Source organism: Collinsella aerofaciens (assembly GCF_015670745.1).
Lineage (GTDB): Bacteria > Actinomycetota > Coriobacteriia > Coriobacteriales > Coriobacteriaceae > Collinsella > Collinsella aerofaciens_T.
Window position 1 is genome coordinate 23,367 of record NZ_JADPCH010000010.1, and the last position, 14,732, is coordinate 38,098.

The 14,732-nt window shown below is 59.7% G+C and carries 12 protein-coding genes; all 12 read left to right on the forward strand.

From position 1 onward, the window contains the following. Positions 1–266 precede the first annotated feature (266 nt). Complete coding sequence (locus I4W07_RS04950; RefSeq protein WP_117654800.1) at positions 267–1,937, forward strand: ribonuclease J; 1,671 nt, start codon at positions 267–269, stop codon at positions 1,935–1,937. A gap of 1 nt (position 1,938) precedes the next feature. Beyond that, entirely contained in the window at positions 1,939–4,719 is a 2,781-nt protein-coding gene (locus I4W07_RS04955) for an FtsK/SpoIIIE family DNA translocase (RefSeq protein WP_230317486.1), read from the forward strand. Next, positions 4,719–6,230, forward strand: a complete 1,512-nt coding sequence (locus I4W07_RS04960; RefSeq protein ID WP_196025808.1) for a helix-turn-helix domain-containing protein — start codon at positions 4,719–4,721, stop codon at positions 6,228–6,230. The genes I4W07_RS04955 and I4W07_RS04960 overlap by 1 nt, the downstream gene beginning before the upstream one ends. A 26-nt stretch (positions 6,231–6,256) precedes the next feature. After that, positions 6,257–6,754: a YajQ family cyclic di-GMP-binding protein gene (locus I4W07_RS04965; RefSeq protein ID WP_195503837.1), complete on the forward strand. Its 498-nt coding sequence runs from the start codon at positions 6,257–6,259 to the stop codon at positions 6,752–6,754. 27 nt (positions 6,755–6,781) lie between these two features. Then, positions 6,782–8,131, forward strand: a complete 1,350-nt coding sequence (rimO, locus tag I4W07_RS04970; protein WP_196025809.1) for a 30S ribosomal protein S12 methylthiotransferase RimO — start codon at positions 6,782–6,784, stop codon at positions 8,129–8,131. A gap of 99 nt (positions 8,132–8,230) precedes the next feature. Continuing rightward, positions 8,231–8,779, forward strand: coding sequence for a CDP-diacylglycerol--glycerol-3-phosphate 3-phosphatidyltransferase (gene pgsA / locus I4W07_RS04975; RefSeq protein WP_230317493.1), 549 nt, complete (start codon positions 8,231–8,233; stop codon positions 8,777–8,779). Between the two features lie 12 nt (positions 8,780–8,791). Beyond that, positions 8,792–9,322: a CinA family protein gene (locus I4W07_RS04980; RefSeq protein ID WP_196025811.1), complete on the forward strand. Its 531-nt coding sequence runs from the start codon at positions 8,792–8,794 to the stop codon at positions 9,320–9,322. A gap of 257 nt (positions 9,323–9,579) precedes the next feature. After that, positions 9,580–10,728, forward strand: coding sequence for a recombinase RecA (recA, locus tag I4W07_RS04985; RefSeq protein ID WP_022094695.1), 1,149 nt, complete (start codon positions 9,580–9,582; stop codon positions 10,726–10,728). An 11-nt stretch (positions 10,729–10,739) separates the two neighbouring features. After that, a complete protein-coding gene (locus I4W07_RS04990) occupies positions 10,740–11,432 on the forward strand; it encodes a regulatory protein RecX (protein ID WP_196025812.1) in 693 nt (230 codons plus the stop codon). 257 nt (positions 11,433–11,689) lie between these two features. After that, positions 11,690–13,240, forward strand: a complete 1,551-nt coding sequence (gene rny / locus I4W07_RS04995; RefSeq protein ID WP_117770339.1) for a ribonuclease Y — start codon at positions 11,690–11,692, stop codon at positions 13,238–13,240. Between the two features lies 1 nt (position 13,241). Further along, positions 13,242–14,327: an ATP-binding protein gene (locus tag I4W07_RS05000; RefSeq protein ID WP_006235981.1), complete on the forward strand. Its 1,086-nt coding sequence runs from the start codon at positions 13,242–13,244 to the stop codon at positions 14,325–14,327. 74 nt (positions 14,328–14,401) lie between these two features. Further along, positions 14,402–14,719, forward strand: coding sequence for a stage V sporulation protein S (locus I4W07_RS05005; RefSeq protein WP_006235982.1), 318 nt, complete (start codon positions 14,402–14,404; stop codon positions 14,717–14,719). The last annotated feature ends 13 nt before the right edge of the window (positions 14,720–14,732 follow it).

Sequence of the window (14,732 nt, forward strand, 5' to 3'; positions counted from 1 at the left end):
CACTTAATGTGGCCTCCGTCGTGAGCAGGACTGTAGAGCAGGAAACTTAGCCCGTGCCGGGGCCGCTGAGCCCTGACCGGCGGGATACACAGGTTCAGATGGGGCTTTGATGCATGGGTGGTCTGTTGTTGTGCAAATGGGTATCATACTGTGGTTATTGCATCGACTCTGTGATGCATGTTTGTACGTTCCCGGCGGTCGGTTTGCCAGAAGCGCCCCGTCGGTTGTTCCAGACCCGTTTCGAAGAAAGGAAACCACACGAACCTATGGCAGCTAAAAAATCATCTCCCTTGAAGATCATTCCGCTCGGCGGCCTTGACGGCATCGGCAAGAACATGACGGTCTTCGAGTGCGGCGACGACATGGTGCTCGTCGACGCCGGCCTCATGTTTCCCGACGATTCCCAGCCCGGTATCGACCTGGTGCTTCCCGACTACACCTATGTTCTGGAGAACGAGGAGAAGCTCCGCGGCATCATCGTTACCCACGGCCACGAGGACCACACCGGTTCGCTTCCGTATCTGCTGCAGGACCTCAACAACAAGGTGCCCATCTTCTCGAGCAAGCTGACGCTTGGCTTTATCGAAGGCAAGCTTTCTGAGTTCCGCATCCGCGCACCCAAGTTCCGCGAGGTTAAGGGCGGCAGCCATGTCAACCTCGGCGGCATCTCGCTCGACTTCTTCTCGATGACGCACTCCATCCCCGGCGCTCTGGGCGTGTTCATTCGCACCAATCAGGGCACCGTTATGCACACTGGCGACTTTAAGCTCGACCAGACGCCCATCGATGGTGTCACGCCCGACTATGCCGCTATCAGCCGCTTTGCCAAGCAGGGCATCGACCTGCTGCTTTCCGACTCCACCAATGCCACGGTTCCCGGCTTTACCAAGTCCGAGGCCGAGGTTGGTCCCAATCTGCTGCACGCCATCAAGAACGCCCCGGGTCGCGTGTTCGTCGCGTCGTTCTCGAGCCACATTCATCGCCTGCAGCAGATCTGCGATGCCGCCCGTAAGTGCGGCCGTAAGGTCGTTGTGACCGGTCGCTCCATGCTCACCAACACCCGCGTCGCGCGCGAGCTGGGCTACCTCAACATCGACGATGCCGATATCATCGATGCCTTCGATATCGATAACCTGCCCGACGACAAGATCGTCGTCATGTGCACCGGTTCGCAGGGCGAGCCGCTGTCGGCCCTGTCCCGCATGGCCAATGGCGAGCACAAGACGCTCTCCATCCACGAGGGCGATACCGTCATCCTCTCAGCAACTCCCGTTCCCGGCAACGAGAAGGCCGTCCAGCAGGTCGTCAACAGCCTGGCCAAGCTCGGCTGCGACGTGTGGGATAAGAACCGCGCTCTCGTCCACGTCTCCGGTCACGGTAGCCAGGAGGAGCTCAAGCTCCTGATGGCCATGGCCAAGCCCACGTACTTTATGCCGGTTCACGGCGAGGCCGTGCATCTGCGCGCCCATGCCCAGCTGGCCCGCAAGATGGGCATCAAGGACGATCATATCTTTATCCTCGATAACGGCGACACGCTCGAGATGCGCGGCGGTATCGTCAAACGCGGTACGCCCGTCGAGTCCGGCGTCGTCTACGTCGACGGCCTGCGTATCGGCGATACCGACCCCATCGTCCTGCGCGATCGCCAGAAGCTCGCCAACGACGGTATGGTCACGGCCGTCGCCATCGTCTCGCTCAAGCACAAGAAGATCGAGGCCATCGAGTTCTCGGGCCGCGGCGTCTCGTTTGCCATCGACGACCAGTTCTCCGAGGATGCCTCCGCGTCCATTATGAAGACGATCGAGAAGGGCAAGTTCAGCTTTACGAGCAGCGGTTCCGATGCCATTCGCAAGGCCGTGCGCGACTCGCTCTCCAACTTTATCTGGAGCCGTACGCGCACTCGTCCGATGATCATCCCGGTCGTCATGGAGGTTTAGTTTGGCGCGCGGATCTGCACAAAACGCCAAAGGCAATAAGGCCAACAACCAACCGGCATCTGCTAAGGGTGCCGGTTCCCATCTGCGTGCCAATAAGGGTCACGAGTCCGAGTTCGATGATTTCGAGCCCTTGGTCGAGCCCTCGGCCAACCGCGATATCGCCGGCGTGGTCATTGCCGTCTTGGCGATTGCGTCCTTTATTGCCGTGATTTCGCCGGCGACTGCGCCCGTTACGGCTGCGGTTGCCGGTTTCTACCACTTGGGCTTTGGTCTGGGCGCCTACGTGCTGCCGATCGTCATTTTGCTGTTTGCCGCCACGCTCTTTTTAGGCGAGGACTCGCCGCTCAACGCGCGCTCTGTTGCGGGCGGCGCCGTGGTCTTTATCGCCGTCGTCTCCATTCTTTCGTTGATGGTGCCAGGTACGAGCGACTCGTGCGACCTTATGTTCACGCCGCAAAATCTGTCCGCCTCGGGTGGCTACATTGGTGCGTTTATTGCGAGTGCGCTGCAGAATGCCCTGGGTAAGCCTATCGCGATGGTGGTCCTGTTGGGCCTTGTCGTCGTGGGCCTGGTCATCATCGGCTTTTCGGTGGGCGGCGTTTTGCGCTCTGCCCGCGACCGTGCGGCAGATTTTGCCGAGCGCCGTCGTGCCGACGTCAACGCGAGTCCGTGGGGTGACGATGAGGCCCTGTCGGTGCCCGGCGTTGCCCGTCCTCACCTGAGCATTCTTCGTCAAAAGGGCTCCGATGCTGCCGTGACCACGGTCATGGGCAACGATGTGGAAGCGGTTTTGGACGATGACGACGAGGACGAGGATCCGTTTGTCGACGTGTCCGATGCCGTGGAAGCTGAGCGCGCTAAGACGACGCTGTTGCCGCGCCGCCATGCCAAGAAGGGCAAGGCTGCGCCCAAACTCAATACGAGTGAGCCCGACCCGTCTTGGTCCGAGAGCGAGATTGAGCTCACCGAGGGCGATGACGAGGACGACGAGGCTCCGATTGAGACCGCAAAGACAACTTTGCTGCCGCGTCGCCATGCAAAGCGCGACCAGGTAACCGGTCAGCTTTCGATGGAAGACGACCCCGATAAGATCGACGAGTCCGAGCCGCCGTTTGCCGTGAATCCTGTCTCGGCAGCACCTCAGACCCCCGACTTCTTGAAGCATCCCAAGGTTGCCGATGCGCCTGCCTTGAGTGCTGTCGAATCGGCTGCGGCTAGCGATGGGGGAGCGGACGGCGGCGCCGCAGATAACGAGGGCGAAGAAGAGGACGGCCTCAAACTTCCGCCACTTGAGATTCTGCATGCCAACCCGCAGTCGGCTTCCTCCGCGTCTTCTGACAAGGAGCTGGAACAGACTGCCGAGTCGCTTCAGTCCACCTTGCTGGAGTTTGGTCGTAGTGCCCGCGTGGTCGGCTGGATCGCCGGCCCCACGGTGACGACCTTTAAGCTGCAACCTGGCGAGGGCGAGCGCGTGAGCAAGATTTCGAGCCTCGAGGACGATATCGCGCTATCGCTTGCTGCCCAGTCCGTGCGTATCTTTGCCCCGATCCCCGGCACCTCGCTTGTGGGTATCGAGATCCCCAATCGCAAGCGCCAGAACGTCAACCTGGGCGACGTGCTTCCCTATGTGAAGGGCGGTCCGCTCGAGCTCGCCATCGGTCGAGATGCCGAGGGTACGCCGGTCGTCGCCGACCTTGCCAAGATGCCCCACCTGCTGATCGCCGGTACCACGGGTTCCGGTAAGTCGGTCATGATCAACTCCATCATCACGACCTTGCTCATGCGCGCCCTTCCCGAGGACGTTCGCCTGATCATGGTCGACCCCAAGCGCGTCGAGCTTGCGGGCTATAACGGTCTGCCGCATCTTTACGTGCCTGTAGTGACCGAGCCCAAGCAGGCCGCGAGCGCTCTGCAATGGGCCGTGTCCGAGATGGAGCGTCGCCTGAAGGTCTTCGAGCGTCTCAACGTGCGTAAGATCTCGACTTACAACGAAAAGCAGGCCGCCGGCGAGTTTGAGCATTACGATAACCCGCCGCAAAAGATGCCCTACCTGGTCATCATCATCGACGAGCTCTCGGACCTGATGATGGTCGCCGGTAAGGATGTCGAGGCCTCGATCGTGCGTATTGCTCAGCTGGGCCGTGCCGCCGGTATCCACCTTATCGTGGCCACGCAGCGCCCGAGCTCCAACGTGGTGACGGGCCTTATCAAGGCTAACATCACCAACCGCATCGCCTTTAACGTCGCCACGGGTATCGACTCGCGCGTCATCATTGATCAGATGGGCGCCGAAAAGCTCACTGGTTTGGGCGACATGCTGTTCTCAAAGGTCGACTGGGGCAAGCCTCGCCGTATCCAGGGCTGCTTTGTCTCGGATGACGAAATCAACGAGATTGTCGAGTTCGTCAAGTCGCAGAGCGAGCCCGACTACCACGAGGAGATCCTGTCTGCCGTGGCGCCCGCTTCCATGTCCATGGCGGGTGGCGGCGGCATTGTCCGCACCGGAGTCGCCGAGCCGCAAGACGATGATCCTCTCATTTGGGAAGCCGCCCATATTGTGGTGGAATCGCAGCTTGGCTCCACATCTGGCCTGCAACGTCGTCTGAAGGTTGGCTATGCGCGCGCCGGGCGTATTATGGACATGCTGGAAGAAAAGGGTGTCGTCGGTCCGCCCGACGGTTCCAAGCCGCGCGAGGTCCTGCTGGACGAGGAGGGGCTTGCCGCGCTGGAATCTGTCGACGCCGAGATGGCACGTGAAGATCGTGAGTTTGGAGGATTCTGATGGCTGCACGCTTTGGTGACATGCTGCTCGAGCAGCGTCGCCGAATGGGCCTTTCCATTCAGCAAGTCGCCAACACCATCAAAATCAGGCCGCAGATCATCGAGTTTTTCGAGACCGGTAACTTTGCTTCGATGCCGCCGCGCGGCTATGCGCAGGGCATGATTTCGAGCTATGCTCGCTTTTTGGGCCTCAATCCGCGCGAGGTCGTCAATGCCTACTTTGACGATCTGATGGCATATGAGCGCGAGACGTCGCAGCAGGGCGGTCGTTTTCAGGACGCCGCTGGCTACGTCAATTCGCGTTCCTCGGTCGACAACGGGCGCTTCCTGATGGTTCAGGGCGGTCGTTCGACCCGCTATGGACAGCGTCCTCAGCAGGCCGGTTATATTACCGAGACGGGTTCGGGTGAGGAGATTCGCTCACAGCGTGACCGGTTCCGCAGTACGCCGATGCCCGAGGACCGTGCACTTCCCGCTGCCCGCGGTGTAGCGCGTGACCCTCGTGCCGGCTACGGCGACGGCGGCTATTCCGATCGCGGTTACCGTGGTGCCTCCACCGGACGCTCTCGCGGTGGCTATGCGGATGCCGATACCACGCAGGTGACGCCGCGTCTTCGCTCTCAATCACAGCCGTATGGCCAGCGCTCTTCGGCTCCGCGTTCGGGCCAGCGTGGCTATCAAGGCCGCGGTGAACTTGCGCCCCGCTCGGGTCAGCGCAGCCTTCAGGGCCAGGGTGGCTATCGCGGCCGTTCCGATAGCAATCGTGGTCGTATGCCTCAGGGAGGCGGCCGCAGCAGTTCCAGTCGTGGACGCGGCGGATCACGTACTCCTCAAAACAACGGGCTCGATCCGCGTATCGTCTACGCCGGCATCGGTGCCGTTGTGCTGCTGTTGATTGTGCTCATCGTGGTGCTTCTGCGCGGCTGCGCATCTTCGGCGCCCGAGAACACGCCCGAGACGCCCACTGCTACCAAGATGACGACCAAGAAGTCTTCTAAGAAGACCGAAACGGTCGACGAGGACGATGACACCGATGAGGCGACGGATGAGTCGACTGATTCGGACGCCACCAAGACGACGGCCAAGAAGGAAGAGAACGAGGTCACGAAGGTCAAAGTCTCCGTTGCCAAGGGAAAGACCGCGTGGATTGAGGTCAAGGTTGACGGCAAGTCGGTCTATGGCGCCCAGGCGACTGGCCCCTTTGAGCAGGAGTACACGCCCGAGTCTTCGATCGAGATCACCACGTCCAAGCCTTCCGATGTCACCGTTACCAAGAACGGTGAAAAGGTTCGTTACGATACCAAGACCTCGGGCGTGGCGCGTGTGACGATCACCGTTCCCAAGAAGGAGACGTCTGATTCCGAGAATGGTGAAAGTTCTGATGGTACCGACACCACCGATGGTACCGATACCACCGACGGTACCGATGCCCAGTCCACGGATGGCGCCGATACCGCAACTGACGGTCAGACACCCACCGATTCTACCGACAATTCGTACGATAGCTACTAGGCCGCTCGTACGCGAAAGGAAACATCATGGCTAAAGATTCCAGCTTCGACGTCGTGTCCGAGGTCAACATGCAAGAGGTCGACAACGCCTTCCAGCAGACCACGCGCGAGATTTCCCAGCGCTATGACCTTAAGGATTCCGGCGCCACGATCGAGCTTTCGAAGGGCGACAAGCTCTTTACGATCAACGCCCCGGCCGACTTTGTCTCCAAACAGATTGTCGACGTGCTGAGCTCCAAGCTCATCAAGCGCGACATCGACCTCAAGGCTGTCTCGTGGGATGCTCCGCAGGCGGCATCGGGCGGCACCGTGCGCGTGCTCGGCCATATCGTCGAGGGTATCGACCAGGCGACCGCCAAGAAGATCAACAAGGACATCAAGGATCAAAAGCTCAAGGTCAAGGTGACCATCGAGGCCGACAAGCTGCGTGTTTCCTCTGCTTCGAAGGACGCGTTGCAGACCGTGATTCAGTTCCTGCGCGACCAGGACTACGGCCAGCCGCTGCAGTTCACCAACTACCGCTAATATCAATCGAAAGGACCGCTCTCCAACATGGATACACCGTTGGGCTCCGTGCTCTACATCACCCTCGGGTGCGCTAAGAACGAGGTTGACACCGACCGCATGCGTTCTCTTTTGACCGCCGCGGGCTACGAGGAGGCATTCGACCCGCAGGATGCCGATATCGCCATCGTCAATACTTGCTCGTTCCTCGCCTCCGCAACGTCCGAGAGCATCGAGACCACGCTCGAGCTCGCCAACGAGGTTCAGGACGGCGTTCGTTCTTGCCCCATCGTCATGTGCGGCTGCGTGCCGTCGCGCTATGGCGATGACCTGCCTGACGAGCTGCCCGAGGTCGCTGCCTTTGTGAAGGCCGACGAGGAAGATGGCATCGTGGCGGTCATCGATGGCGTGCTGGGTGTCGAGCGTGAGATTGCAGCCTATATCCCGCAGGTCAAACGTACCGTCGAGGGTGCTGTCGCCTACGTCAAGATTTCCGATGGCTGCAACCGCTTCTGCAGCTTCTGCATGATCCCGTATATCCGCGGTCGTTACCACTCGCGCAATGCCGAGAGCATCATCTCCGAGGTACGCGACCTGGTCGCCGGTGGCGTCCGCGAGATCGTTCTGATCGGTCAGGACACGGGCATCTGGGGTACCGACTTCGCCGACGAGGACCTCGCCGAGGGCGCGCCGCGCAATCTGGCGCAGCTGCTGCAGGCCGTTGCTGAGGCGGTGCGTCCTCATAACGTGTGGATCCGCGTGCTCTATCTGCAGCCCGAGGGCATGACTGACGAACTCATCGAGACGATTCGCGATACGCCCGAGGTGCTGCCCTATATCGATATCCCCGTGCAGCACTGCGACGCGCGCATTCTCAAGGCCATGCGTCGCTCCGGTTCGCGCCAGGAGCTCGAGGATCTGTTCCGCGACCTTCGCGAGCGCATCCCCGGCATCGTGATTCGTTCCACGGCCATGGTCGGTTTCCCGACCGAGACCGACGACGAGTTCCGCGACCTTATCGACTTTATGGACACCGTCGGCTTTGACTACACGAGTGTCTTTGCATACTCGCAGGAGGAGGGCAGCCTGGCCGCCAAGATGGACGGACAGGTCGACGAAGAGGTCAAGCTCGAGCGCGCCCAGGAGGCCATGGACCTGGCCGAGTCGCTCGGCTTTGCCGCCACCGCCGCCCATGTGGGCGAGCGCGCCCAGGTGATCGTCGACGGTATCGAAGAGACCGAGGACGGCGCCGAGCTGATCGGCCATGCCTGGTTCCAGGCGCCCGATTCCGATGGAGCGGTGCATCTGGACGCCAGCGAGGCGTCCGTGGGCGATATTCTGACCGTCGAGTTTACCGATAGCTTCTGCTATGAGCTTATCGGTCATGTTGTGGAGTAGGAGAGCGTCGTGGCAAACGAGAGCAATAAGGAACTGACGAGTGTCTGGACGCCCGCCAACATCGTGACGTGCGTTCGCATCGTCTTTATCCCAGTGTTCATGATCGTCTCGGCGCTTTCTCACACGAGTGTTGCCGGTACGGATTGGAGCACCTTTGACGGCCCGCTCGCCGCCGCTGCCTTCATTCTGTATGTGATCCTGTCGTGCACCGATAAGGTCGACGGTTATCTGGCGCGCTCGCGCAACGAGATCACCGACTTCGGTAAGTTCTTGGATCCTATCGCCGATAAGCTGCTGGTGTTCTCGGCCCTGCTGCTGTTCTTGGATTTTGACGCGGTGACCGTGTGGTCCGTGTTCATTATCCTGTTCCGCGAGCTTCTGGTGAGCGCCCTACGCATGGTTGCGAGTGCGGCCGGCGTGGTCGTTGCGGCCGATAAGCTCGGCAAGTACAAGACGGCAACCACGATGGTCTCCATCTGCGGTTACCTGTGCGTTTTTGCGATGGCCGGCTTGCACCTTGGCCCGGTGGCGCTGACGCTCGGCATCTACTCGGTGTCGCGCTTCCTGTACGCCGTTGCCGTTGTCCTGACCGTTATCTCGGGCGCCCAGTACTTCTGGAACTGCCGCAAGATCGTCTTTTCGGTCTAGGTCCTGGTGGGTATGACGGAATCTTTTGAGCAGATTTCCGCACACAATGAGGAGCTGGCGCGCGATATTGTCGAGCGCGCGAGCGCTCGGGGCGTGACGGTTTCGACGGCTGAGTCGCTGACGGCGGGTATGATCGCATCGACGATTGCCGATATCCCGGGCGCCTCGGCGGTGCTGCGTGGCGGTGTGGTGACCTATTGCGATGAGATTAAGCATCGCGTTCTTGGTGTTGAGCAGGAGACGCTCGACCGCTATACCGCGGTGTCGCATCAGACCGCGCGCGAGATGGCGGTGGGTTCGCTGGAGCTGTACCAGAGCGATATTGCAGTGGGCGCAACGGGTTATGCCGGCCCCGGCGGTGGCACTGAGGACGATCCGGCGGGCACTTTCTATATTGGCTGGGCGCATCGTTCCGCCGATGGGGGCGTGCCGGTCGTGGACTCTGTGCGCTGCCACCATGAGGGCGACCGTTCGTGTGTTCGTGCGCATGCGGTCACGGAGGCATTGGGTCGCATTGCCCTTGTGCTCAATTCTATGGAATAGACATGTTTTAAGGGGCCTTAGGGCCCCTTAATTGTGGAGATAGGGACCTCTGACAAATTTAGCGTTTGTGCTGGTTGTAGATGTATTTTTGCCTGCCTTGTTCATATTTGGTCCTTTGTGGTCAAGTATTTGGTCAGTGTTTGGTCGGCGTTTGGTTGGGTTTTGGAAAGACCGCCTGCATATGATTGGCCTGAACGGTTGACCACGAACAGCCGTTCGTTTATTATCGATGCAGGTTGTTAAGAGGAGGGCTATTCATGGCCAAGAATTCAGGTCCCGTACGTACCGTTCATGCTCGCACGACGGGTAAAGAGCGCGATGAGATGATCGCCACCACCAAGGCCGAGATCGAGAAGAAATTCGGCCAGGGTTCCATCATGAGGTACGGCGACGGTGGTCCCGAGCTCGAGGTCGAGGCCATTCCCACGGGCGCCCTGGCCCTCGATGCCGCTCTGGGTATCGGCGGTGTGCCGCGCGGCCGTATCGTCGAGATTTACGGTCCTGAGTCCTCCGGTAAGACGACGCTTTCGCTCGAGATCTTGGCCGAGGCCCAGGCTATGGGCGGCGTTGTGGCATTTATCGATGCCGAGCACGCGCTCGATCCCACGTATGCCGCGCGCATCGGTGTGGATATCGACGAGGTGCTCATTTCCCAGCCCGATACGGGTGAGCAGGCGCTCGAGATCGTTGACATGCTCGTGCGTTCCGGCGCCATCGATGCCATCGTCGTCGACTCCGTCGCCGCGCTGACCCCGCGTGCCGAGATCGAGGGAGAAATCGGCGATACTACGGTCGGTCTTCAGGCTCGCCTGATGAGCCAGGCGCTCCGCAAGCTCGCCGGCTCGCTGTCCAAGTCCAATACGACGTGCATCTTCATTAACCAGCTGCGTGAGAAGATCGGCGTCATGTTCGGAAACCCCGAGACCACGACGGGCGGCCGCGCCCTTAAGTTCTTCTCTTCGGTGCGTATCGACATTCGCCGCATCGACAGCATTAAGCTTAAGGATGAGGTTATCGGTAACCGCGTGCGCGCCAAGGTCGTTAAGAACAAGGTGGCGGCTCCGTTCCGTTCTGCTGAGTTCGACATCATGTACGGTACGGGCATCTCCAAGGAGGGCTCGATTCTGGACATGGCTGTCGAGTGCGGCATCTGCAAGAAGATGGGCTCCTGGTTTGCCTATGGCGAGGACAAGCTCGGCAACGGTCGCGAGGCCGCCAAGGCGTTCCTGCGCGAACACCCCGATTGCGCTGACGAGATTGAGCATAAGGTCCGCCTTGCCTGCGGGCTTGAGTTTGATGACGATGCTCCGTCCGAGGTCGAGCTGACCGATCAGCCTGCGCCTGAGGAGTTTGACGAGCTTTACGCCATCGATGGTTCCGCCATGCTCGATGATGACGACGAGTAGCGGTTACGCTCATGTCGTATACGGTGACCGAGGCCACGGTCGTCTTTCCCGATAAGAAGGCGGTCTCCTCGTTCTCGAGCGGGTATGCGTCCAAAAAGCCTTGCGCACATATCGATTGTGAGCTTGAGGGCGGTTTTGAGCGGTCCATTTGGATTCCCGTGCGGGTCGCGCGGCTGTATGTCAAAAACCGCCTCGATCTTCCCTGTGATTGGGACAACTTTCGTGAGGCGGTGCAGCTCATCGAGCGTAAATGTGCACTCACCATGGTGACCGAGATGCTATCGCGCCGCGACCATGCGACGGGTGAGGTCCGTGACAAGCTAGCTCGCTACGGCTTTCACCAGCCTGCGATCGATTTCGCCGTCGAGCGCGCCACCGAGTATCGCTTTTTAGACGAGAGCCGCTTTTGCTCGTACTTTATCGAGGAGCGCAAGCGGCGCGGTTGGGGACAGCGCAAAATCGAGACAGAGCTCAAGCGCCGTCATGTTGTGCTCGATGACATTCCCGGTTATCCCGAGGATTATTTTGCCGTCGAAGACGATTTGGCGCGTGCGTCAGCCCTGCTCGCCAAGCGGCGTGTTCCAGAGACGCGCGGATTTGAAAAACTGGTTCGGTTTTTGATGGGCAAGGGCTTCTCGTATCACATCGCCGCCGATGCCGTTAAGGCACGTCTCGATGCCGAACGCGAGAAATGTGCGGTTTAGGCGTATGCGCTTTGTGGCCCTGCCGTTCACCGCGTTTTAGCCGCCGTGCCGGGGCCATTTATTTGACAGTTGTTGTGGTTCAACGTACGATAAACACTGTCATTTGCTTTGTGATATGTGCTCATCTGTGATGAGTTTGTTTATATGTTTATCTGTATCCGACCCGCATAAGCTGCGCCCATATTACTCAAATGTCGCGAGCCGTTCGTAAGGACGGTTCGCTTTGTTGTGTAACGAATCCATAAAAAGGAGTGAGCATGCCTATCATCGCAGCGCTCGTTGGCATCGTTTTGGGTGCCATCGCCGCCATTGCCTACATGCGCACCGCCAAGCAGGGTAGTCTTCACGAGGCCGACGAAAAGATTCAGTCGGCACACGCGCAGGCTGAGTCCCTGATCGGTGATGCTAAGCGTCAGGCCGAGACCCTCAAAAAAGAGGCTCTGCTCGAGGCTAAAGAGGAGATCATCAAGAACAAGCAGGCCGCCGAGGCCGAGGACAAGCAGCGTAAGAGCGAGATTCGTACGCTCGAGAACCGTGTGATGCAGCGCGAGGAGTCCCTCGATCGCCGAAACGACGCTCTCGACAAGCGTGAGCACCAGCTGTCCAGCCAGGCCGGTCAGGTCGAGAAACGCTCCCGCGAGCTTGAGGAGCTCTGCGCCAAGCAGACCTCCGAGCTCGAGCGTATCGCCGACCTGACCCGCGAGGATGCCCACAAGGAGCTCCTCGATAAGGTTCGCGGCGAGGTCACCCACGAGGCCGCCACGATCATTCGCGAGTCCGAGCAGCAGGTTCGCGCCGAGTGCCACAAGACCGCCCAGGAGATTCTGTCCCTGGCGATTCAGCGCTGCGCTGCCGACCACACAGCCGAGGTCACCGTTACCTCCGTGCACATTCCCTCTGATGACCTCAAGGGCCGTATCATCGGTCGCGAGGGTCGCAACATCCGGACCTTCGAGCAGGTTTCCGGCGTCAACCTCGTGATTGACGACACGCCCGAGACCGTCGTTCTTTCGAGCTTCGACCCGGTCCGTCGTGAGACCGCCCGTGTTGCCCTCGAGAACCTCATCGCCGACGGCCGCATTCACCCCGCCCGCATCGAGGAGATGTATCACAAGGCTGCCGACCTGGTTCAGCAGCGCGTGCGCGAGGCTGGCGAGCAGGCTGCCTTCGATACCGGCATTCACGACCTGCACCCCGAGATCGTCAAGACCCTTGGTGCCCTGCGCTACCGTACCTCGTTTGGTCAGAACGTGCTTCAGCACTCCCTCGAAGTCTCTGACCTGTGCGGCGTGATGGCTTCCGAGCTTGGCCTGGACGTTGTGACCGCCAAGCGCGCCGGCCTGCTGCACGACCTGGGCAAGGCAATTGACCACGACGTCGAGGGTCCGCATGCCGTCATCGGCGCCGAGCTTGCCCGCCGTTATGGCGAGAAGCCCGTTATCGTTCATGCTATCGAGGCTCACCATGCCGATGTCGACCCTAACACGGTGCTCGATGTCCTGGTACAGGCCGCTGATGCTGTCTCTGCTTCTCGCCCCGGTGCCCGTCGCGAGTCTGCCGAGAACTACATCAAGCGTCTCGAGAAGCTCGAGGAGATCGCCAACTCCCATGAAGGCGTCGAGCGTACCTATGCCATGCAGGCTGGTCGCGAGGTACACGTCATGGTTCAGCCGGACAAGATCTCCGATGCCCAGTCCACGGTCCTGGCTCACGATATCGCCCATCAGATCGAGGAAGAGATGGAGTATCCCGGTCAGGTGCGCGTCGTCGTGATTCGCGAGAGCCGCGCTGTCGATATCGCTAAATAACATGAGCGACGCGAACGAGCTCATCTCATTTATCGCGTCGATGTCGGGGGAGGGCAACCTTCGCGTCGAGGAGAACCTTGGCGAGGGGTATGTCCGCCTCCGCGTTTCGGAGGCCGAGCGGCGCCAGGCAAAGCACGACATTCAGCATGTCGAGGATATCGTCATCGAAATGCTCCGTAATGCTCGCGATGCTGGTGCCGACAAGGTCTATCTCGCCACGACCAAGGAAGATGGCGTCCGCACGCTTGTCTTTCTGGATAACGGTTCGGGCGTTCCACAGGATATGCAAGAGCGAATCTTCGATGCCCGCGTTACCTCCAAGCTCGAGAGCATGAAGATGGACCGTTGGGGCGTTCACGGTCGTGGCATGGCATTGTTTTCGATCAAGCAGAACACTGACGAGGCCCGTGTGGTCACGTCTGGTGTCGACCTTGGCTCGGCCTTTAAGGTGAGCGTTGCGGCCGACCGCCTCAGTGAGCGTGCCGATCAGTCCAGCTGGCCCCAGGCCGTCAAGGATGAGGACGGACGTTATGTCTGTGCTCGCGGCCCGCATAATATTATTCGCGCTGCTTGTGAGTTTGCGCTCGAGGAGTTGCGTGGTTGCGATGTCTATCTTGGTTCTCCGTCTGAGATTGCCGCGACCCTTTATGCTCAGGCGTCAAGTCGGCTCGATACGTCGCGTCTCCTGTTCATTGATGACGAGAGTGAGCTTCCGGTTGTCGATCGTTTAGGCCTTGCCTCTGATGCCGAGGACTTTATCCGTATCTGTTCGGGTTTGGGTCTTGAGATGTCCGAGCGCACTGCTCATCGCATTTTGGCAGGGCAGATTAAGCCCGTTCGCGGTGTGACCGCGCGTCTGCTGCGCGAGCGTGATTCGTCCTCGCATGCGCCGGCTCCTGTCGATCTTGCGAAGGATCGTCGCGGGCTACGTATTGCCAAGGATGACATGGCACAGTTTTCGCGTGCTGTGGAGCGTGACTTTAATGACCTTGCCGCCCGGTACTATCTCAACCTTTGTGGCGACCCAAAGATTCGTGTTTCGCGTGATCGAATCACTGTGACCTTCGATCTTGCCAAAGAGGAATAGTGCCTTTACCGAGTCCACTCGGTACGATACAGTTATTGCAGTTAAAACGTACTTTTAAACGCAGGAGTTTCTTCATGGATTGCCTGAAGGTATCAAGCAAATCATCGCCCGCGTCCGTTGCCGGCGCCATCGCCGGCATGGTCAAGGATGGTGTACCCGTCAACATCCAGTGTGTCGGCGCTGGTGCTGTCAACCAGGCCATTAAGGCCGTTGCTATCGCGCGCGGTTTTTTGATCCCAACCGGGTTTGATATTTCCTGCGCGCCCGTGTTCTCCGACATCCTTATTAACGGGGAGTCGCGCACGGCCATCCGTCTTTCTATTTACGTTCACCAGATCAATCGAGCTGCAATGGATAACGTCGTCATGGATGATGTTAAGCCTGTGGCATAGCTTCTGATTGCCT